16 protein-coding genes and 1 riboswitch are annotated in these 19,008 nt (G+C 71.9%); of the genes, 10 read left to right on the top strand and 6 right to left on the bottom strand.

The window, feature by feature from the left end; genetic code table 11:
* Positions 1–77 precede the first annotated feature (77 nt).
* Positions 78–527 carry a DoxX family protein gene (locus HNR20_RS12135; protein ID WP_184179129.1) on the top strand — a complete coding sequence of 150 codons (450 nt, stop codon included), beginning with the start codon at positions 78–80 and terminating at the stop codon, positions 525–527.
* 131 nt (positions 528–658) lie between these two features.
* On the opposite strand, the gene HNR20_RS12130 is transcribed toward HNR20_RS12135, so the two are convergent.
* Positions 659–964, bottom strand: coding sequence for an ArsR/SmtB family transcription factor (locus HNR20_RS12130; protein ID WP_184179127.1), 306 nt, complete (start codon positions 962–964; stop codon positions 659–661).
* A gap of 91 nt (positions 965–1,055) precedes the next feature.
* Here HNR20_RS12130 and HNR20_RS12125 point away from each other — a divergent pair, with 91 nt between their 5' ends.
* The 4 genes from HNR20_RS12125 to paaN all read left to right on the top strand — a co-directional run bounded on the left by HNR20_RS12125 (position 1,056) and on the right by paaN (position 6,659).
* Positions 1,056–2,024 (top strand): DMT family transporter, encoded by a 969-nt coding sequence (locus HNR20_RS12125; protein ID WP_184179125.1) that lies wholly within the window; start codon positions 1,056–1,058, stop codon positions 2,022–2,024.
* Between the two features lie 67 nt (positions 2,025–2,091).
* Positions 2,092–2,227, top strand: a riboswitch (SAM riboswitch).
* 10 nt (positions 2,228–2,237) lie between these two features.
* Entirely contained in the window at positions 2,238–3,524 is a 1,287-nt protein-coding gene (gene thrC / locus HNR20_RS12120) for a threonine synthase (protein ID WP_184179123.1), read from the top strand.
* 391 nt (positions 3,525–3,915) lie between these two features.
* Positions 3,916–4,935 carry a GNAT family N-acetyltransferase gene (locus tag HNR20_RS12115; RefSeq protein WP_184179121.1) on the top strand — a complete coding sequence of 340 codons (1,020 nt, stop codon included), beginning with the start codon at positions 3,916–3,918 and terminating at the stop codon, positions 4,933–4,935.
* A 50-nt stretch (positions 4,936–4,985) separates the two neighbouring features.
* Entirely contained in the window at positions 4,986–6,659 is a 1,674-nt protein-coding gene (paaN, locus tag HNR20_RS12110) for a phenylacetic acid degradation protein PaaN (RefSeq protein ID WP_184179119.1), read from the top strand.
* A 269-nt stretch (positions 6,660–6,928) separates the two neighbouring features.
* Here the strand turns inward: paaN and HNR20_RS12105 are convergent, their stop codons facing one another.
* A complete protein-coding gene (locus HNR20_RS12105) occupies positions 6,929–7,459 on the bottom strand; it encodes a GNAT family N-acetyltransferase (protein ID WP_184179117.1) in 531 nt (176 codons plus the stop codon).
* 325 nt (positions 7,460–7,784) lie between these two features.
* Here HNR20_RS12105 and HNR20_RS12100 point away from each other — a divergent pair, with 325 nt between their 5' ends.
* The 3 genes from HNR20_RS12100 to groL all read left to right on the top strand — a co-directional run bounded on the left by HNR20_RS12100 (position 7,785) and on the right by groL (position 11,142).
* Positions 7,785–7,988 carry a cold-shock protein gene (locus tag HNR20_RS12100; RefSeq protein ID WP_184179115.1) on the top strand — a complete coding sequence of 68 codons (204 nt, stop codon included), beginning with the start codon at positions 7,785–7,787 and terminating at the stop codon, positions 7,986–7,988.
* Between the two features lie 95 nt (positions 7,989–8,083).
* Positions 8,084–9,247: a hypothetical protein gene (locus tag HNR20_RS12095; protein WP_184179113.1), complete on the top strand. Its 1,164-nt coding sequence runs from the start codon at positions 8,084–8,086 to the stop codon at positions 9,245–9,247.
* A gap of 272 nt (positions 9,248–9,519) precedes the next feature.
* The gene (gene groL, locus HNR20_RS12090) at positions 9,520–11,142 is read left to right on the top strand and encodes a chaperonin GroEL (RefSeq protein WP_030490078.1); all 1,623 of its coding nucleotides are present in this window, start codon (positions 9,520–9,522) and stop codon (positions 11,140–11,142) included.
* 56 nt (positions 11,143–11,198) lie between these two features.
* On the opposite strand, the gene HNR20_RS12085 is transcribed toward groL, so the two are convergent.
* The 3 genes from HNR20_RS12085 to HNR20_RS12075 all read right to left on the bottom strand — a co-directional run bounded on the left by HNR20_RS12085 (position 11,199) and on the right by HNR20_RS12075 (position 15,047).
* On the bottom strand, positions 11,199–11,447 hold the full coding sequence (locus HNR20_RS12085; RefSeq protein ID WP_184179111.1) for a hypothetical protein: 249 nt from the start codon (positions 11,445–11,447) through the stop codon (positions 11,199–11,201).
* Positions 11,448–11,533: 86 nt separating this feature from the next.
* Entirely contained in the window at positions 11,534–12,469 is a 936-nt protein-coding gene (locus tag HNR20_RS12080) for a GNAT family N-acetyltransferase (RefSeq protein ID WP_184179109.1), read from the bottom strand.
* A gap of 49 nt (positions 12,470–12,518) precedes the next feature.
* Positions 12,519–15,047, bottom strand: coding sequence for a S8 family serine peptidase (locus HNR20_RS12075; RefSeq protein ID WP_184179107.1), 2,529 nt, complete (start codon positions 15,045–15,047; stop codon positions 12,519–12,521).
* Between the two features lie 79 nt (positions 15,048–15,126).
* Between HNR20_RS12075 and HNR20_RS12070 the strand changes: the two genes are divergently transcribed.
* Positions 15,127–16,944 (top strand): glycerol-3-phosphate dehydrogenase/oxidase, encoded by a 1,818-nt coding sequence (locus HNR20_RS12070; protein WP_184188355.1) that lies wholly within the window; start codon positions 15,127–15,129, stop codon positions 16,942–16,944.
* A gap of 88 nt (positions 16,945–17,032) precedes the next feature.
* On the top strand, positions 17,033–17,566 hold the full coding sequence (locus HNR20_RS12065) for a hypothetical protein (protein WP_184179105.1): 534 nt from the start codon (positions 17,033–17,035) through the stop codon (positions 17,564–17,566).
* Between the two features lie 22 nt (positions 17,567–17,588).
* On the opposite strand, the gene HNR20_RS12060 is transcribed toward HNR20_RS12065, so the two are convergent.
* Positions 17,589–18,989: an FAD-binding oxidoreductase gene (locus tag HNR20_RS12060; RefSeq protein WP_184179103.1), complete on the bottom strand. Its 1,401-nt coding sequence runs from the start codon at positions 18,987–18,989 to the stop codon at positions 17,589–17,591.
* Positions 18,990–19,008: the final 19 nt, after the last annotated feature.

The raw sequence follows: 19,008 nt of genomic DNA, 5'->3' as shown, positions 1-19,008 counted from the left end.
CAAGGAACTTGTAACCATCGATGTCCCTATACCTCACCATTGATGGGATCCATTCACTCCCATCGATGGAGGTCTCCATGAACGTCTCTCGGCTCGGCGGGCCGACCCTGTCCCTGTTCCGCATCGTGACCGGCCTGCTGTTCACACTGCACGGCCTGTCCTCGATCTTCGGGTTGTTCGGCGGCAACCCGATGACCGGCACGGCGATACCGTTCGGCACCTGGCCGGGCTGGTGGGCCGCGCTGATCCAACTGCTCTGCGGCGCGTTGGTGTTGGCCGGGCTCTTCACTCGACCCGCCGCAATCCTCGCCTCCGGCTCGATGGCGTACGCCTACTTCGTCGTACACCAGCCGGAGGATCTGCTGCCGCTGCACAACGGCGGTGAGCTGTCGGCGCTCTTCTGCTGGTCGTTTCTGCTGATCGCGGCCCTGGGCCCGGGCGCATGGGCGCTCGACACGCTGCTCGCCCGGCGTCGCGCCGAAACTCCGCCGGCATCAGTTGCCGAACCGACCTCGATGGTCGTCTGACCGCACACGTACCGCGCGTCGCCGGAGCCTCGACGAGGCGGTTCCGGCGACGCGCCCGGTCGGCGTCGGCGCGCCGGGCGGGGTGCGGGTGTACCGGTCCGCCCAGCTGGCGGCCGGCCGCCAGCTGGGCGTCAGGCTGGCATACGGGTGCTGAGGACCGCGTCCAGCAGGCCGGGGTAGAGGCGGTCCACCTCGTCGCGGCGGAGCCGGACCAGGCGACTGGTGCCGGCAGCCCGGGTGCGGGTCAAGCCCGCCTCGCGCAGCACCTTGAGGTGGTGGCTGCGGGTCGCCTTGGAGACGCCGAAGTCGAAGCTGCCGCAGGCGGATTCACCGCCCTCGGCGAGTGCCCGGACGATCTGTAGCCGCACGTCGTCGGCGAGTGCGGCCAACACGGTGGTGACCGGTATGTCGGTCAGGTCGGGTTCGTGCGGTTCCATGTGACCAGTGTAACCCTTGTTCGACAATCATCGAACAACACCCTAGGGTCGGTGTCGTTGGTTCGACGATACTCGAACATTGGAGCTGACGATGCGATCCCGCGCCGCCGCCTATCCGCTGCTCGCCGTGCTCGGTTGGGGCGTGATGTTCCCGGTCCTGGCCAGTGCCCTGACCCGGATCGACCCGCTCAACCTGACCACCGCTCGCTACCTGCTCGCCGCCGTCATCCTCGTCGCCATTCTGCTGTTCCGCGAGGGCTCCGGCGCGCTGCGGCCCGGCGGTCGGGCCGTCGAGATCGTGGTGCTCGGCGTGGTCGGCTTTGCCGGCTTCAACCTGCTCACCAACCTGGCGCTCGAACACGCCGCCCCCCAGCAGATCTCCCTCTTCGTGGCCACCACCCCGGTGATCACCCAGCTGGTCCGCTGGGCCCGTGACGGCGTACGGCCGAAGCCGCTCCTGCTGGCCCTCTCCCTGGTGGCGCTCCTCGGCGTCGGCCTGGTGATCACCCGCGGGAGCCTGGCCGGGCTTGGCCAGTTCGGTCTCGGCGGCCTGATGATGATCGGCGCGGTGCTCGGCTGGGGCATCTACACGCACGGTGCCAGCCGGTTCGGCGGCTGGTCGCCGCTGCGCTTCACCACCCTGACCGCGCTCGCCGGCACGGCCGCCATGCTGGCCGCGAGCATCGGCGCCGACGCCGTCGGCTGGCAGCACGCGCCGGCCGCCGCCGACCTCGCGGCGGTCGCGCCGCAACTGGCGTACGCCGTGATCGTGGGCGCCGTGGTCGCGGTCCTGGCCTGGAACACCGGCGTGCAGCGGCTCGGTGCCGCCAACGCCGCGCTGTTCATGAACCTGGTCCCGGTGACCACCTTCGCGGTGCAGATCGCCCGGGGCTACCGCCCGGAGCCCGTCGAACTGGTCGGCGCCGCCATCACGATCGCCGCGCTGGTCGCCGCGAACCTCGCCACCAGGGCGCGGACCCGGCCCTCGTCCCTGCCGCAGACGACCGCGGTCACGGACCAGATCGCAGTGATCGACCCCGTGGCGGTCAGCGCCCGCTGACCCACTCACTGGGATCCGCGGTGGAGGCCGCGCTCGGCTTTGCCTAGACTCGACGTCACAACTGCATACCTCATCCAGAGGGGCTGAGGGATACGGCCCGACGACGCCCCGGCAACCACCCCGCGCGCTCACCGCTGAGCGACCCGCGGGGCAGGTGCCAATTCCGTCCCCGCCGCACCGTGCGATGCGGGGAAAGATGAGAGGACTCTCGACATGACGTCGACGCTCGCCGCCTCCGGCATCGACACCTCCGCCAGCCCCGCCCGCGCCCTGGTCTGTCGCGCCTGTTCGGCCCGGTACCCGCTCGCTGCCCAGCACGCCTGCTACGAGTGTTTCGGCCCGCTGGAGGTCGACTACGACACCGCCGCACTGGCCACCGTCACCCGCGAGCAGATCGAGGCCGGCCCGAAGAACATCTGGCGGTACGCAGCACTGCTCCCCGCCGGTCAGGACCCGGCCAGCCGGGTCACCCTCGACCCGGGGCTGACCCCGCTGGTGGCGGCTCCGCACCTCGCCGCCGAGTTGGGCATCACCGCGCCGCTCTGGGTCAAGGACGACAGCGCCAACCCCACCCACTCGTTCAAGGACCGCGTCGTCTCGGTGGCGCTCACCGCCGCGAAGGCGCTCGGCTTCACCCGCTTCGCCTGCGCGTCGACCGGCAACCTCGCCAACTCGGTGGCCGCGCACGCCGCCCGCGCCGGGGTGCCCTCGGTGGTCTTCATCCCCAGCGACCTGGAACAGGGCAAGGTCATCACCACCGCCGTCTACGGCGGCGAGCTGGTCGCCATCGACGGCTCGTACGACGACGTCAACCGGCTGTGCGGGGAGCTGGTGGAGACCGACGAATTCGAGGACACCGCGTTCGTCAACGTGAACGTCCGGCCGTACTACGCGGAGGGCTCCAAGACGCTCGGCTACGAGGTGGCCGAGCAGCTCGGTTGGCGGATCCCGGCGCAGGTGGTCATCCCGATGGCCAGTGGCGAGCTGCTCACCAAGATTGACAAGGCGTTCTCCGAGCTGGTGGAGATCGGCCTGGTCGAGGCCCCGGCCGGCGGCTGGAAGGTCTTCGGAGCCCAGTCGGCCGGCTGCAACCCGATCGCCACCGCTCTGCACGCCGACACCGACACGATCACCCCGGTCAAGCCCACCGGCATCGCCAAGTCGCTCAACATCGGCGACCCGGCCGCCGGCCTCTACGCCCTGGAGGCGGTCCGCCGTACCGGTGGCTGGATGGAGTACGTCGACGACGACGAGATCCGCGCCGGCATCCGCGATCTGGCCCGCACCACCGGTGTCTTCGCCGAGACCGCCGGCGGGGTGACCGTCGCGGTGTTGCGCAAGCTGGTCGAGTCCGGTCGGCTCGACCCGACGGCGGAGACCGTCGTGTTCAACACCGGCGAAGGACTGAAGACCATCGACGCGGTGGCGGGCCAGGTCGGGCCGACCCACCACATCAAGCCCTCGCTGCGGGCCGCCCGCGACGCCGGTCTCCTCGGCTGACCCCGCCCGCGCCTGTCGCGTCGGTCTGGGTCACTGGGCGCCGCGAGATTGATCGACTCCGTTTCGCCGACGTGGCGGTATCCGAGTGAGTGGGACACCGCCACATCGGCGATCTGGAGTGGATCATTTGCTCGGATCGGGGTCGCGGGAGAAGAGCCGCCGTGTAACTGGGATTTCGCTGTGAGTGTGGAAAACCCGCCGCTCTGTACTTGACGGCAGGAACCGGACGGCGCAAGATGCTCCGTGCGGGAGGGCATTTCGCCGAAGACTTTTGAAGTTCTTGCGACCCAACGCCGGAGGCGTTGTGCGAGTGTCCCTCCCGACCACGTTCGATCGGGCCAGCGAATAATTCGCTGGCCCGATCGCTTTTCCAGGGTGCACGCTCAGCGGCATGAGCATCACGATCGCGTCTTTCGATGGCGCCGACCGAGCCTCGGTCGACGAGGCGTACCTGATCGGGGCGGCGGTCAACGACGCCGATCTGCCGGATTTCCCGCCCTTCTGCCGGCGGCGGTTCGACGCGATGTTCCACACGCCGATGCCCGGCACCCGATCCCTCTGGGCGCTGGCCCGACTGGACGGCGTGCCGGCCGGCTACCTCCAACTGGACCTTCCGCAGCTCGACAACACCGACAACGCCACCGCCGAGCTGGTGGTGCATCCGGAGCTGCGGCGGCGGGGCGTCGGCCGGGCACTGCACGAGTACGGGGTGCGCCTGCTGCGGGAGCACGGACGCAAGCGGGTCGTCGCGATGACCGTCCGCGCGCTGCCCGCCGGGCCCGCCCGAAGCGTCGCGGGCGACGCGTTCGCCGCCTCGACCGGCGCTCAATCCGCCCTGGCCGAGGTGCGTCGTCGGCTCGAGGTCGCCGAGATCGACCGGGTCGCGCTGCGGGCGGCTCTGGCGGAGGCCCGGCCGCGGGCCGAGGGCTACCAGTCGGTCTGCTGGCAGGGTGCCACCCCACAGGAGTACGTGGCGGACATCGCCTACCTGGACAGCCGGCTCATGATGGACGCGCCCATGGGCGACGTGCAGTGGGAACCGGAGCAGGTGGACGCCGAGCGCATCCGCGGCAACGAACGGGCGTTGGACGCCAGGGGCCGGCGGCGGTACCACCTCGGGATGCGGCACGAGGCGTCCGGTCGGCTGGTCGCCTGGACCCTGCTGGACGTCGGCGCCTCCGCCGACTGGCACGCCTTCCAGCAGATCACCCTCGTCGACCCGGCCCACCGCGGGCGTCGGCTCGGCCTGATCGCGAAGGCCGAGAACCTGCACCACCTGCTCACCCACGAGCCGGCGGTCCGCGTCATCGACACCTGGAACGCGGCCAGCAACAGCTACATGGTGGCGATCAACGAGCAGCTCGGCTTCCGCCCGGTGGACTCCTGGAACAACTGGCAGCTCACCCTCTGACGGGTATTGGCGCTACTGCTCACGCCGGGTGCTCAGGCATGATTGCGGGCATGACGGAGACCCCGCATCCCCTGTACGACAGGCACGCCGACACCCTCAACCGTGCGCTGACCGCGATCACGGAGCGGGGCTACTGGTCCGCCTATCCCGAATCCCCCAGCCCTCGGGTGTACGGCGAGACCGCCGCCGCCGACGGCAAGGCCGCCTTCGAGGCGTACCTCGGCGGCGACTTCCCGCTCGACCAGCCGGGCACCGGTGAACGGGTCGCCACCGAGGCGAGCCCGTTCGGGGTCGAGCTGGCGGTGCGTTACCCGCACCCCGGCACCGACGAGCTGGTCCGCGCCGCCACCGCCGCGCTTCCCGCATGGCGCGACGCCGGCCCCCAGGCCCGGGTGGGCATCTGCCTGGAGATCCTCGACCGGCTGCACAAGCACATCTTCGAGCTGGCCAACGCGGTGCAGTTCACCAGCGGGCAGGCGTTCGTGATGGCCTTCCAGGCCGGCGGCGCGCACGCGTTGGACCGGGCACTGGAATCGTTGGCGTACGCGTACGCCGAGATGACCCGGCACCCTCAGACGGCAGGCTGGGAGAAGGCCGCCGGTAAGGGCGACCCGCTGCGGATGACCAAGACGTTCCACGTGGTGCCGCGTGGGGTGGCGCTGGTGATCGGGTGCAACACCTTCCCGACCTGGAACTCGTACCCCGGGCTGTTCGCCTCGCTGGTCACCGGCAACCCGGTGATCGTCAAGCCGCACCCGCGCGCGGTGCTGCCGCTGGCCATCACCGTGAAGTACGCCCGGGAGGTGCTCGCCGAGGCCGGCTTCGACCCGAACCTGATCATGCTGGCGGCTGAGGCTCCCGGCGAGAAGCTCGCGAGCGACCTGGCCCTGCACCGCTCCATCAGGATCGTCGACTTCACCGGCTCGACCGAGTACGGCGACTGGCTGGAGACGCACGCCCGGCAAGCGTCGGTCTACACCGAGAAGGCCGGTCTGAACACGGTCGTCATCGACTCCACCGACGACTTCGCCGGGATGTGCCGCAACCTCGGTTTCACGCTGACCCTCTACAGCGGTCAGATGTGCACCACCTCGCAGAACATCCTCATCCCCGCCGGTGGCATCGAGACCGACCAGGGGCACAAGAGCTTCGACGAGGTGGCCGGCGGGATCGCCGCGGTGGTCGGCAAGCTCACCGCCGACCCGGCCCGAGGTGTGGAGCTGACCGGCGCCATCGTCAACGACGGGGTGCTGGAGCGGCTGGCCGAGGTGACCAAGGTCGGCGAGCCGGTGCTGGAGTCGCGGGCCGTGGTCCACCCGGCGTACGCCGACGCGGTGGTGCGTACCCCGACGATCGTGAAGCTGGCCGCGGACGACGCGGAGACGTACGGCCGGGAGTGGTTCGGGCCGATCTCGTTCGCCATCGCGACCGACTCCACCGCGCACAGCCTGGAGCTGCTGCGCCGCACGGTCGGCGAGAAGGGCGCGCTCACCGCCGGGGTCTACTCCACCGACGAGGCGGTGCTGGACGCCACCGAGGCGGTGGCGGTCGAGGTCGGGGTGCACCTGTCCTGCAACCTCACCGGCGGGGTCTTCGTGAACCAGTCGGCGGCGTTCTCCGACTTCCACGGCAGTGGCGCCAACGCGGCGGCGAACTCGGCGTTGACCGATGGGGCTTATGTGGCTAATCGGTTCCGGGTTGTGCAGTCTCGGCGGCACGTCTGATCTGTTTGGTTGGTTGCTGTTGGGGGGGTTTCCGGGGCAGCCCGACCCGCTCCGGGCGGTCAGGCTTGATCCCTGCGCGGGTCGGGCTGCCCCGGAAACCCTCGGTGGGCGCGGTGGTCGTCTGCGCGTCTGGCCGTCTCGGGCGGTATCTGGCCCGGGGTCCTGCCTCACCGCGCATGGTTGCGCTCGATCCAGGATGTAGTGGGCTTCCGTTGGTCGGTTGCCACCACATCCTGGTTGCAGCGCGATCAGGGCGATGGTTCTCCGGTCTAGGCCCCGCGGCGCATCTGTAGTTCGGTCAGGGCCGGGATGGTGGGGTGGGGGACTCGCACGCCGGTGTCCTCGAAGCCCAGGCGCTGGTAGGCGCGGTAGGCGCGGTCATTGCCGACCACGACCTCCAGCAGCAGTTCCGGTCGGCCGCAGGCTCGCGACCAGGCGGCCACCCCGTCGATCAGCTCGCCGAGCAGACCGCGGCCCCGCCAGGCCGGCGTGACGTACACGGCGTAGATCACGGTCAGCCCGGGCTCGTTCGGGGCGGTCGTGCCGCCCGCATGCCCGACCAGCCGGCCGCCCGGGTCGGCGATGAACTGCGCGTTACTGGAACCGGCCGAGGTGTACGCGACCCGGGCCGCGAACTCGTTGTGCGGTCGGGCCGCCGCGTCCGCCAGGGTCTCCAGGAAAGCCAACGGTGCGTCGGCGAGCATCTCCAGGCGCAGCGCCCGCATCCGGGCGGCGTCCTCCGGCCGGACCCGGCGGATCTGTGCCTGCCGGAGGGCGACTGAGCCCATGTCGGTGGTCATGCCCGCATGCCTACCACAGGGGATGGGCGGCATTTCGTGAGCTGTACCCGATTGCCGACACCTCGGGGCACCATCGCGGCCCGCCCTCCATTCGCACTGACAGGCGTGAATCCGGCGAATCGAGAACCCCGCCGATCAGTGCGGTTGGGCCGCCCCGAAGTGTGTCCGATTTGTGGCCGTGCGCGGCCGTCACTCCTCGTGTAGCGTGCGATTTCGGTCACCTGATTCAATGGCGGTCATCGATCGCTGAGTCGGTGGTCCTGGGGCGCCCGGCCGCGCCGTGCGCCGGGTCAGGCAACACCGCGCAGAGTGAGGGAAGTGCACCGTGGCACAGGGCACCGTGAAGTGGTTCAACGCCGAAAAGGGCTACGGCTTCATCGCCGTCGACGGCGGTCAGGACGTGTTCGTCCACTTCTCCGCGATCGAGATGGACGGTTACAAGGCGCTGGATGACGGTCAGCGGGTCGAGTTCGAGATCGCCCAGGGCCAGAAGGGCCCGCAGGCTGAGCACGTACGCGTCATCGGCTGAGCTTCCTGGCCGATCGGCCCCCTTGGTCGGGGCTGCGGCACGGGCGCGCAGCCGGGAAGATCGTGAACCGTTCCAGCCGATGCCGAGGAGCGTTCATGACCGACCAGCCACCCCCGCCCACCCCACCCTCCGGGCCGGGTGAGTCGGACCCGTCCTCGCCCGCCGGCAGCCCTGGTCACTCCGGTCCGCCGCCCGGCTGGGCGCCGGGCATGCCCCCGGCTGACCCGCCCTCCGGCCACGCCGGTCCGCCGCCCGGCTGGGATCCCGCGCAGGGTGCCTGGGGTGCGGCCCCGCCACCGCAGGGCTGGGCGTTCCCGCCCACCGGCGGCTACCCGCTCGGGGCGGGTCCCTACGGCGGGCAGCCGTGGTATCCGGGGTCGCCGGTCGGCTGGTACCCGCCGGGTTACGGGTTCGACCCGAACGACCCCCTGGTCACTCCGCCCGGCGCCGGTCTCGCCGGATGGTTCAACCGGTGTGGGGGCGCGCTGCGCCGGGGTTGGCGGCAGTTGGTGCCCATCATGCTGCTCACCCAGGTGCTGCCGGCGGCGGTGCTCTCGGTGATCTCTCTCGGCCTGGACCCGTCGGCGGAGTGGGCCGCCCAGGCCGAGGCGGACCCGACCGCCGTGCTGCCGGACAATTTCGTCTCCGAGCTGCTGAGCATCATCGTCGTGCTGGTCGGCGGCAGTCTGTTGATCGGGTTGGTGCAGGCCGTCGGTTGGGCCGCCGGCAGCTGGGTGATCACCCAGCAGGCGGCCGGCCAGCCGGGCAGCCTCGATTCGGCGCTGCGCTACGGCCTCCGTCGGGCGCTCGGGCTTTGGGGCTGGACCCTGCTGATCAGCGTGCTCGTCGGCGTCGGCGTCTGTCTCTGCGTGCTGCCCGGCATCTACCTGGCGTTCGCGCTGAGCATGGCCGGCCCGGTCTATCTCTTCGAACGCCGCGAACCGATCGGCCGATCGTTCCGGATGTTCCACGACCGACTCGGCCTGCTGCTCGGTCGGGTGGCCCTGGTGGCCCTGGCGGTGATCATCGGCAGTCTGATCCCGGGGGCGCTGGAGGGGGCAGGCACCTCCGTTCTCGGTACGGATCCCCTCGCGTCGCCGGGTACCGCGACCGGGGCGGTGGCGGTGATCGGGGTCACCGCGGTGCTGGCCCTGCCGGCCCATCTCGCCCAGCTGATCGGGCTACTGGTGACATACGCCGAGCAGCGGGCCCATGAGGCGCCGGTGAACACTGCCGGACTGGCCGCGGAACTCGGCTGAGCGGCCCCATCGTGCTTGCACTCGGCAGGGGAGAGTGCTAAACAAGTCATTGGCACTCGCATACCGTGAGTGCCAATGGTCGGGACGGTGGGGCCAGGTTGCACCGGCGTGGAGACGCCGGGGCGGCACATGGCCGGTCGTCGCGGGCTATCCGGCCCGGCCGAAGGACGTCGTCGTCGCCAGGTGGCGACGTCCCAAGGTGCGTACACCAGGCGGCCCATTCGAGGCACACATCTCGGGTGGCCCGTGAGTGTCCAGGAGGACAACGCCGTATGGCCAAGATGATCGCGTTCGACGAAGAGGCGCGCCGCGGCCTCGAGCGGGGCATGAACCAGCTCGCCGACGCCGTAAAGGTGACCCTCGGCCCCAAGGGCCGCAACGTCGTGCTCGAGAAGAAGTGGGGTGCCCCCACCATCACCAACGATGGTGTGAGCATCGCCAAGGAGATCGAGCTCGAGGACCCGTACGAGAAGATCGGCGCTGAGCTGGTCAAGGAGGTCGCCAAGAAGACCGACGACGTTGCCGGTGACGGCACGACGACGGCGACCGTCCTGGCCCAGGCCCTGGTTCGCGAGGGCCTGCGCAACGTGGCCGCTGGCGCCAACCCGATGGCCCTGAAGCGGGGCATCGAGGCTGCGGTCGCGAGCGTCTCGGAGGAGCTGTCCAAGCTCGCCAAGGACGTCGAGACCAAGGAGCAGATCGCCTCCACCGCCTCCATCTCCGCTGGCGACAGCACCGTCGGCGAGATCATCGCCGAGGCGATGGACAAGGTCGGCAAGGAAGGCGTCATCACCGTCGAGGAGAGCAACACCTTCGGGCTGGAGCTGGAGCTCACCGAGGGTATGCGCTTCGACAAGGGCTACATCTCGGCCTACTTCATGACCGACCCGGAGCGTATGGAGGCCGTCTTCGACGACCCGTACATCCTGATCGCCAACAGCAAGATCTCGTCGGTGAAGGACCTGCTCCCGATCCTGGAGAAGGTCATGCAGTCGGGCAAGCCGCTGCTGATCATCGCCGAGGACCTGGAGGGCGAGGCCCTCGCCACCCTGGTGGTCAACAAGGTCCGTGGCACCTTCAAGTCGGTCGCCGTCAAGGCGCCGGGCTTCGGTGACCGCCGCAAGGCCATGCTGACCGACATCGCCATCCTCGCCGGTGGCCAGGTCATCAGCGAGGAGGTCGGCCTCAAGCTCGACGCCGCCAGCCTCGACATGCTGGGCCGCGCCCGCAAGGTCGTGGTGACCAAGGACGAGACCACCATCGTCGACGGTGCCGGTGACGCCGAGCAGATCCAGGGCCGGGTCAACCAGATCCGTGCCGAGATCGACAAGAGCGACTCCGACTACGACCGCGAGAAGCTGCAGGAGCGGCTGGCCAAGCTGGCCGGTGGCGTTGCGGTCATCAAGGTCGGCGCGGCCACCGAGGTCGAGCTCAAGGAGCGCAAGCACCGCATCGAGGACGCCGTTCGCAACGCGAAGGCGGCCGTCGAGGAGGGCATCGTCCCCGGTGGTGGCGTCGCGCTGGTTCAGGCCGGCAAGACCGCCTTCGACAAGCTCGACCTGGTCGGCGACGAGGCGACCGGCGCGAACATCGTCAAGGTCGCGCTGGACGCCCCGCTGCGGCAGATCGCCGTCAACGCCGGCCTCGAGGGTGGCGTCGTGGTGGAGAAGGTCCGTAACCTCGAAGCGGGTCACGGCCTCAACGCCGCCAACGGCGAGTACGTGGACCTGCTGGCCGCGGGCATCATCGACCCGGCCAAGGTGACGCGTTCGGCGCTGCAGAACGCCGCTTCCATCGCGGCGCTCTTCCTCACCACCGAAGCCGTCGTCGCGGACAAGCCGGAGAAGACCCCGGCTGCCCCGGCTGGCCCGGGTGGCGGGGACATGGACTTCTGAGTCCAGTTCCGACACAGAACGGGGCGGGCCGCTGACGCGGTCCGCCCCGTTCGTCGTCAGGTCGGTAGTGGGCGCTGGTTGCGCCGTTTGTGCGCCCGGTCGTACGGCGGAAGCAGCTGGATCGGCGCGTCCACCATCTCCTGCGGCTCCTCGACCACCGACGGCGAGTCGTCCGTGGTCATCTCGGCCAGTTGCTCGGCGTCGCCGTAGTCGAGCCGGTCGAACGGCAGTTGGCCGGGGAGTTCGCCGACCGGTTTCCAGGTGATCGGCGGGCCGTCCTCGGTCTTGTCGTCATCCGTGGTCATGGCTGCCTCCTCTACCGAAACGGTAGGGGGCGTCGATGGTCGGTGCGGGCGAACGGCGCTATCTGGACCAGTGTCCCGTTCGCCCCTTATTGCGCCCCGACCTCCCGCCGGTACAGGAAGAAGACCCGCTCGATCCGGGCACCTGCGCTGCCTGAATAGAACGGCACCGGCCCCACCCAGCCGATCTGCGCCCGGTCCAACCCCGCCGTCTGCTGGTCCCGTAGGCAGCGCCGCAGCAGCACCCCGCCAATGCCCGACCCCTCGGCGGCCGGCGCGGTGCCCATCGGCCCGAACCAACTCGGCCGGGACGACCCGTACGCGGCGAAGCCGAGCACCTCGCCGTCCCGCTCGGCCAGGTGGCAGCCGGCGCCGTCACGACCCACCGACCCGGCCAGCTCGCCATCCCACGCGCCACCGAAGGTGGACCGGGCGAACGCGGTCAGCGCTGGCAGGTCCGCCGGCTCCGCCCGGCGTACGGTGACGCCCTGATCGGCCAGCCGCCGCTCGGCGGCCTCGGTGGAACGCAGTGCCGGCGACTCGTCGTACGACAGGTCTGCGGTCATGTTCCAGGCGGTCCGGTCCTGCTGGTAGCCCAAGGCGAGGGCGGCGCAGACCGCTGGCGTGTAGCGGACGTCGATGCCCGGCCACGCGTAGTACGGCGGGTTCCCGGCCAGCAGCACCTCGGTCACCCCGCGTTCGGCGAGCACGCGCTCGGCCCGGTGGAGCAGGGCCCGGCCGACGCCCCGGCGGCGGTGGTCGGGGAGGACCGCGACCAGGTCTACGTGCCCGATGCCCGGCTCGGTCGACGACACCGAGCAGAGCAGCACCCCGACCAGATCCGCGCCCCGGTACGCGCCCAGTCCGACCACCGGCCGGTCGGCGGCGGCCCGGGGCCAGAGCACGTCCACGATGGGGGCCGCCTCGGCGGCGTCCTCGGGAAGGTCGAGGGCCTGCGCACAGAGCCGGACCACGGTGGGGGCCAGGTCGGGGGTCAGCTCGGTGACGATGATCTCGGCGTCCATGGTCGCCGACCCTAGGTCACCGGGTTTCGGTCCGCACTCCCGCCCGTCCTCACCCCTGGGCGGCTCGGACGGCGGCGAAGGCGTCGACCTGGCCGGCGCCGGTGACGTTCGACGGGCCGCCGCAGGCGTCGGTCGGGTTGCTGGAACGGTAGGTCGGTGTCGCCGCCGTGGCGGTGTCCCGCAGGATCCGCCGGGTGCGGTCCACGTCGCCGACCAGCGCCGGGTTCGCCGACCACATCAGCGCGACCACCCCGGCCACCTGCGGGGTCGCCATCGAGGTGCCGTCGAGCGCGGCGTAGGTGCCGCCCGGCATCGCCGACACCACACCCACACCCGGTGCCAGTACGTCCGGCTTGCCCGCGCCGCCCGGCACCGGCCCCCGCGAGGAGAACTCGGCCACCCGGCGTTGCGCGTCCACCGCGCCCACGGTCAACACCTCCGCGTACGGCGCGGGCGGGTCGTCGATCGACGCGCACCACGGGCCGGTGTTGCCGGCTGCGGCGACCACGAAGATCCCGGCGGCGTCCAGCGCCGCGGTGGCCGGCCGCAGTACGCCCCGGTCACAGCCCTCGATCGGCGGGCAGCCCCACGAATTGGTCAGCACCTGCGGGGCGCGCTCCGGTCGGCCGTCGGTGAACGGGTCGCCGCCGGCTGGGAACGGCGCCAGCATGAACTGCAGACAGTCCAGGTAGTGCGCCGGGTTGCCGAGGTTGCGGTCCAGGTTGACGCAGCCCACCCACTGCGCGTCCGGTGCCACCCCGATGCCGTCCCGTCCGACCGCGCTGCCCACCGTGTGGGTGCCGTGCCCGCCCTTGTCGGTCGGGTTCCGGCTGCCGTCCCACGGGTCGTACCAGGAGTCGTCCCCGCCGCGGAACCCGGCTCGCAGCGCCGGATGGGTGCCGTCCACTCCCGAATCCGAGCTGCCGACCACGATGCCCGTGCCGGTCACACCCAACTGGGACCACACCCGGTCGGCGCCGATCTGGCGGATGTTCCACTCCGGCCCGCTGGGCGGTGGTGCGGTGCCCCGGCTCTGCCCGGCCGGGGCTGGCAGTGGCCGCAGACGCTGGCTGACCAGCACCCGGGCCACCTCCGGTCGGCGGGCGAGCCAGGCCCGTACCGCCGGGCCGCCGTCCACCTCGACCGCGTTCACCAGGTAGTACGACACCGGGTCGAGCCGTAGCCGGGTGAGCCCCTTGAGCAGGTCTGCCTGGCTCTGCTCGGCGGTCGTCACCAGCCGCCGGTAGACCTCCGCCGCGCGGGCGTCCCGCCCGGCCCGACCCGGCGCGCCGGTCGGTAGACCGGTCAGGTCGGCCTGCGCGCGCAGCACCACGAGCAGCCGCTCGCCGTAGAGGCCCGGCTGGCCGGGGCCGAGGTCGACCACGCCGAACGCCACCAGCAGCACCACGGCTGCCACCGCCGCGACCCGACGGCTCGGGGTGCGTGCCGTCGGCCGGGCGAGCAGCACCGCGTACCCGATGGCGACCAGGACCGCGACGGCGAGCCCGGTGCCGGCGGCGGCCGCCACCCAGAACGGGACGTCCCGGGTGCCGACCAGCAGCAGGGTGATCTCTTCCGGGTCGGTGAAGGCCAGCGGGCCGAGTGCGGCCAGGCCCACGAGCCAGCCGGTCGCCGTGCGGCCAGCGCGCGTGGTGTCGGCCGGGTCGGCGGCGGGACGCCAGGCCGCGGCCCAGAGCGCGGCCAGCGCGAAGCCCGTCGGCGGCAGGGTCAGCAGCGCGGGCAACTGCGCGCCGGACTGGCCGGTGCCGGCCGCGAGCAGCAGCAGCGCCACCCCGGCGACCAGGCCTCCGACCAGCACCAGCCGGGCCGGCCGGGGCGGCCGACCGACCGCGAACCCCGACCAGAAGGTGGCATCCAGCAGCGTGGCGGCCAGCACACCGAGCGCGGCGGCGGCCAGTAGTGCGAGCGCCGTCTCCAGGAGCCCGCCGAGCGCGCCCAGCCAGGCCCACGGCAGCAGCAGCGCCAACCCGGCGGCGACCGCGAGCAGCGGCACCGGGCCAAGCCGACGCAACCCCCGCTGGCGGCCGACCGGCTCCGGGCTTCCGTCAGGCTCCGGCGCGGCGTCGGCACTCGATGCCGCACCACCAGGACCCAGCGCGGCCGGCGTCGCACCGGCCGATCGCCGCACCGACCGGCGCACGGCGAGCGTGGTGAGCAACGCCACGCCGGCCAGTGCGGCGAGGTACGCCTCGTGGTGCACCGGCGGCACGACCCGCAGCAGCGTCAGCACCCCGAGGGCGAGCGCCCCGAGCAGCCAGAGCCGCCCGGTGGCCCGGACCGTGGTCGACCGGGGCAGGACGGCCAGCAGCAGGGCGGGCGTGCCGACCAGCACGACGGTGGCGAGGCCGAGCACCGGCCAGAGCCAGCCGACCCGGTCCCGTCCGAAGCCCAGCAGCACCTGATCGGTGACCCAGCCACCGGCCTGGGTGGCCAGGGTGACCGCAACCGTCCAGCCGCCGACCAGCACGGCCGCGACCACCGGCCACGGGCTGGCCCGGCCCGGTGGCAGCGGGTGGGGCGGCGTTCGACCAGCGGGAGACGGAGGCCCGACCTGCATGACTCGCACAGTACGGGGCGGGCGGCGAATGTCGACACGCTGGCGCGACGGTTACGGTGGACGGGTGCGTGACCCCAATGTGTCCCGATCCGTCGCCGGTCAGCTCTCGCCGATCCGCCGTGCCTCCGACCTGCGTCGACTGCGCGCCGAGCGCTTCGACGTGCTGGTCATCGGCGGCGGGGTGACCGGTGCCGGTGCCGCGCTGGACGCGGCGTCCCGAGGCCTGAAGGTGGCCCTGGTCGAGGCGCGCGACCTCGCCGCGGGCACCTCCAGCCGGTCCAGCAAGCTCATCCACGGTGGCCTGCGCTACCTGGAGCAGTTGGAGTTCCACCTGGTCCACGAGGCGCTCACCGAGCGCGGCCTGCTGGCCACCCGGCTTGCGCCGCACCTGGTGCGCCCGGTGCCGTTCCTGGTGCCGCTGCCGGCCGGGCGGGGCCTACGGGACCTGCCGGCCCGGATCTTCCGCCGCTCGTACTACGGCGCGGGCGTGGCCACCTACGACGCCTTCGCCGGAGTCTTCGGCGGTGGCCGGGGCATGCCGCTGCACCGGCACCTGACCCGGGAAGGGGCCCGGAGGATCTTCCCGAGCCTGCGGGCCGACGCGGTGGCCGGGGCGATCCGCTACTACGACGGGCAGGTCGACGACGCCCGGCTGGTCGTCACTCTGGCCCGCACCGCGGCCAGCCTCGGCGCCACGGTGGTGAGCAGCGCTCGCGCCGTCGGGCTGATCCGGCAGGCACGCGAGGTGACCGGTGTGCGCGTCCGGGACCTGGAGGCGCCGGCCGGCTCGCCGGACGCGGAGTTCGAGGTGCAGGCCCGTACCGTCATCGCCGCCACCGGCGTGTGGAGCGACGACATGTCCCGGATGCTCAACGACGTGGGCCTGCGGCCCGGCGTTCGGGTGCGCGCCTCCAAGGGGGTGCACCTGGTGGTGCCTCGCTCGGCGATCACCGGCGAGACGGGGCTCATCCTGCGGACGGCGAAGTCGGTCCTCTTCGTCATCCCCTGGGGCGGGCACTGGATCATCGGCACGACGGACACCGACTGGCGGCTGGACCGGTCCCACCCGGCCGCCTCGGCCAGCGACATCGACTACCTCCTGCGGGAGGTCAACACGGTGCTGGACCGACCGTTGACCACCGCGGACATCGAGGGGGTGTACGCCGGGCTGCGGCCACTGCTGGCCGGCGAGGCCGACTCGACCTCGAAACTCTCCCGCGAGCACGCGGTCTTCGAGCCGATGCTCGGGCTGCTGCTGGTGGCCGGCGGTAAGTACACGACGTACCGGGTGATGGCTTCCGACGTCGTCGACCGTGCGGCTCGGCGGCTCGGCGGCGCCCGCTCGTCGCGTACCGCCGACCTGCCGTTGCTCGGCGCCGACGGGTATCCGGCGATGTGGCGGGACCGGGCCGACCTGGCCCGCCGGCACGGCGTGCCGGTGGGCGTGGTGGAGCACCTGTTGGAGCGGTACGGCACCCTCACCCTGGACCTGCTGGCGCTTATCGACGCGGATCCACTGCTCGCGTCCCCGCTGGCCGGTGCTCCGGAGTATCTGGCGGCGGAGGTCGCCTACGCGGCGCGGGCCGAGGGTGCGCTGCATCTGGAGGACGTGCTGACCCGGCGGACCCGGATCTCGTTCGAGACCAGCCACCGAGGGCTGGAGTCGGCGGAGCACACCGCCGAGCTGATGGGCGCGGTGCTCGGCTGGGACGCCGCCACCCGGGCACGCGAGGTCGAGCACTATCGCGCCCGGGTGGAGGCGGAGCGGCAGTCCCAGTTGATGCCGGACGACGCCGCGGCGGACGCGGCCCGGCTCGGCGCCCCCGACGTGCGGGGATACGCGGCCGACCGGGGTGGCGACGACGATCAGGCTGAGCTGCGTCCGTCCACTCGGTGACGAATTGGAACGTTACCGAGGGGTAACCATCGATAGTAGCCCGGATGGCGGTTTCGGTCGCTACCTACGGTGGGGTAGGTTTCCGCGCGTGCTACCCCGCGCGCGCCCTCGTCTGCTCCTACCCGTCCTCGCCGCAGCGCTCGTCGGTGCCCTGACCGGGTGCTCGCTGCTCGACCGGGACGTGCGGGGCACGTCGGTGCCGCAACCTTCCGCCACCGCTGGTGGCGGATCGCAGTTGGAGATCCCCACCACGGTCGCCGCCGGCCAGGTCAGCCTGCTGCAGCGGCTCGGCGCAGACGGCCCACTGCGCACCCTGAGCGTCGAGCGGGACGGCGCGTGGCAGTGTCTCGACTGCGCCGGCGACGGGGTCACCTCCCGGGGCACCCTCGCCCCGGAGTTGACCGAACGGCTCCAGGTGCTGCTCGCCGACCCGGCGCTTGCCACCGAGACCGATCAGGCGCGGACGTACCGAACCACCTGCATCGACGCGCTGACGTCCAGCCTGCTCACCTCGACCGGGCTGATCACCTCGCAGGACTGCCCAGGTGAGGAGCGCACGCGGGTCGCGGGGGAGATCCTGCTGCTGCTCACCCAGGCGACCCCGGCCGAGATCGTCGGCTGAGCACGCCGCGCTGGCGCGCTGGTCAGAGCACCTTGCCGGGGTTGAGCAGGCCGGTCGGGTCCAGAGCCGACTTGATCGCCTGGTGCACCCGGACGCCGACCGGCCCGATCTCCCGGGCCAGCCAGTCCCGCTTGAGCAGCCCCACCCCGTGCTCTCCGGTGCACGTGCCGCCCAGGTCCAGGCCGAGCCGCATGATCTCGTCGAACGCCCGTCGGCCCCGCTCCACGCTCGCCGGGTCGGCCCGGTCGACCACGATGTTCGGGTGCATGTTGCCGTCCCCGGCGTGCCCCACCACGCCGATCGGCACCTCGCACTCCGCAGCGATCCGGGCCACCCCGTCCAGCAGCGCGGCGAGCGAGCCACGCGGCACCGCCACATCGTCGATCACCAGACCGCCGTTGCCGCCCGGGTAGACGTCGGCGGCGAACTTCTCCATCGCCGGGTGGGCCAGCCGGCGGGCCTGCAGGAGCGCGGCGGCCTCCACCGCGTCGGTGGCCGCGTAGACCTCGTCCGCCCCGGCGGCCTCGCACACCTCGGCCAGGCTGGCCAGGTCCTCGGCGGCCCGGGTGCCAGTATCCGCGGCGGCCAGCAGCAGGGCCTGCGCGTCGGTCCGCAGCCCCATCGGCTGGTACGCCTCGATCGCGCGCAGGTGGGTCTGGTCGAGCAACTCCAGCAGACTGGGGGTGAGCCCACGGGCCGCGATCTCGGCCACCGCCGCGCCCGCCGCCGCGGTGGACGGAAAGACCGCCACCAGGGTCAGTGAGTCGGCCGGTGCCGGCCGTAGAGCCACGGTCACCTCGGTGATCACCCCGAGGGTGCCCTCCGAGCCGACGAAGAGCCGGGTCAGGTCGTAACCAGCCACCCCCTTGGCCGTACGCCGACCGGTGCGCAGCACCTCACCGGAGGCGAGCACCACCTCCAGGCCGAGCACGTACTCGGTGGTCACGCCGTACTTCACGCAGCACATCCCGCCCGCGTTGGTGGCCACGTTGCCGCCGATCGTGGACGACTCCCAGGAACCGGGGTCCGGCGGGTACCAGAGCCCCTGCGCGGCCACCGCCCCAGCCAGCGCCGCGTTGACCACCCCCGGCTGCACCACCGCGATCCGGCTCACCGGGTCGATCTCCCGAATCTCGTCCATCGCGACGGTGCTGAGCACCACCGCGCCGTCCACCGCGTTCGCCGCGCCGGCCAGCCCGGTCCGCGCGCCCTGCGGCACCACCGGTACGCCGTGCCGCGCTGCCGCCCGGACCACCGCGACCACCTGTTCGGTGCTGCGCGGGCGGGTCACCACGAGCGGCATGCCGGCGTCGCACAGGTCGGCCTCGTCCCGCTGGTGCATCCGCAGCAGATCCGGGTCGGTGAGCACGGCGTCGGCGCCGAGCGCGGCGCGCAGGTCGTCGAGGAGACTGGTGGGGGCCATGCAGCCGAGGCTAGGTCGG

The sequence above is a fragment of the Micromonospora parathelypteridis genome, assembly GCF_014201145.1.
GTDB classification, from domain to species: Bacteria; Actinomycetota; Actinomycetes; order Mycobacteriales; family Micromonosporaceae; genus Micromonospora; species Micromonospora parathelypteridis.
Note: the sequence above shows the minus strand (reverse complement) of the source record. Positions and strands in the feature narration are given on the sequence as shown.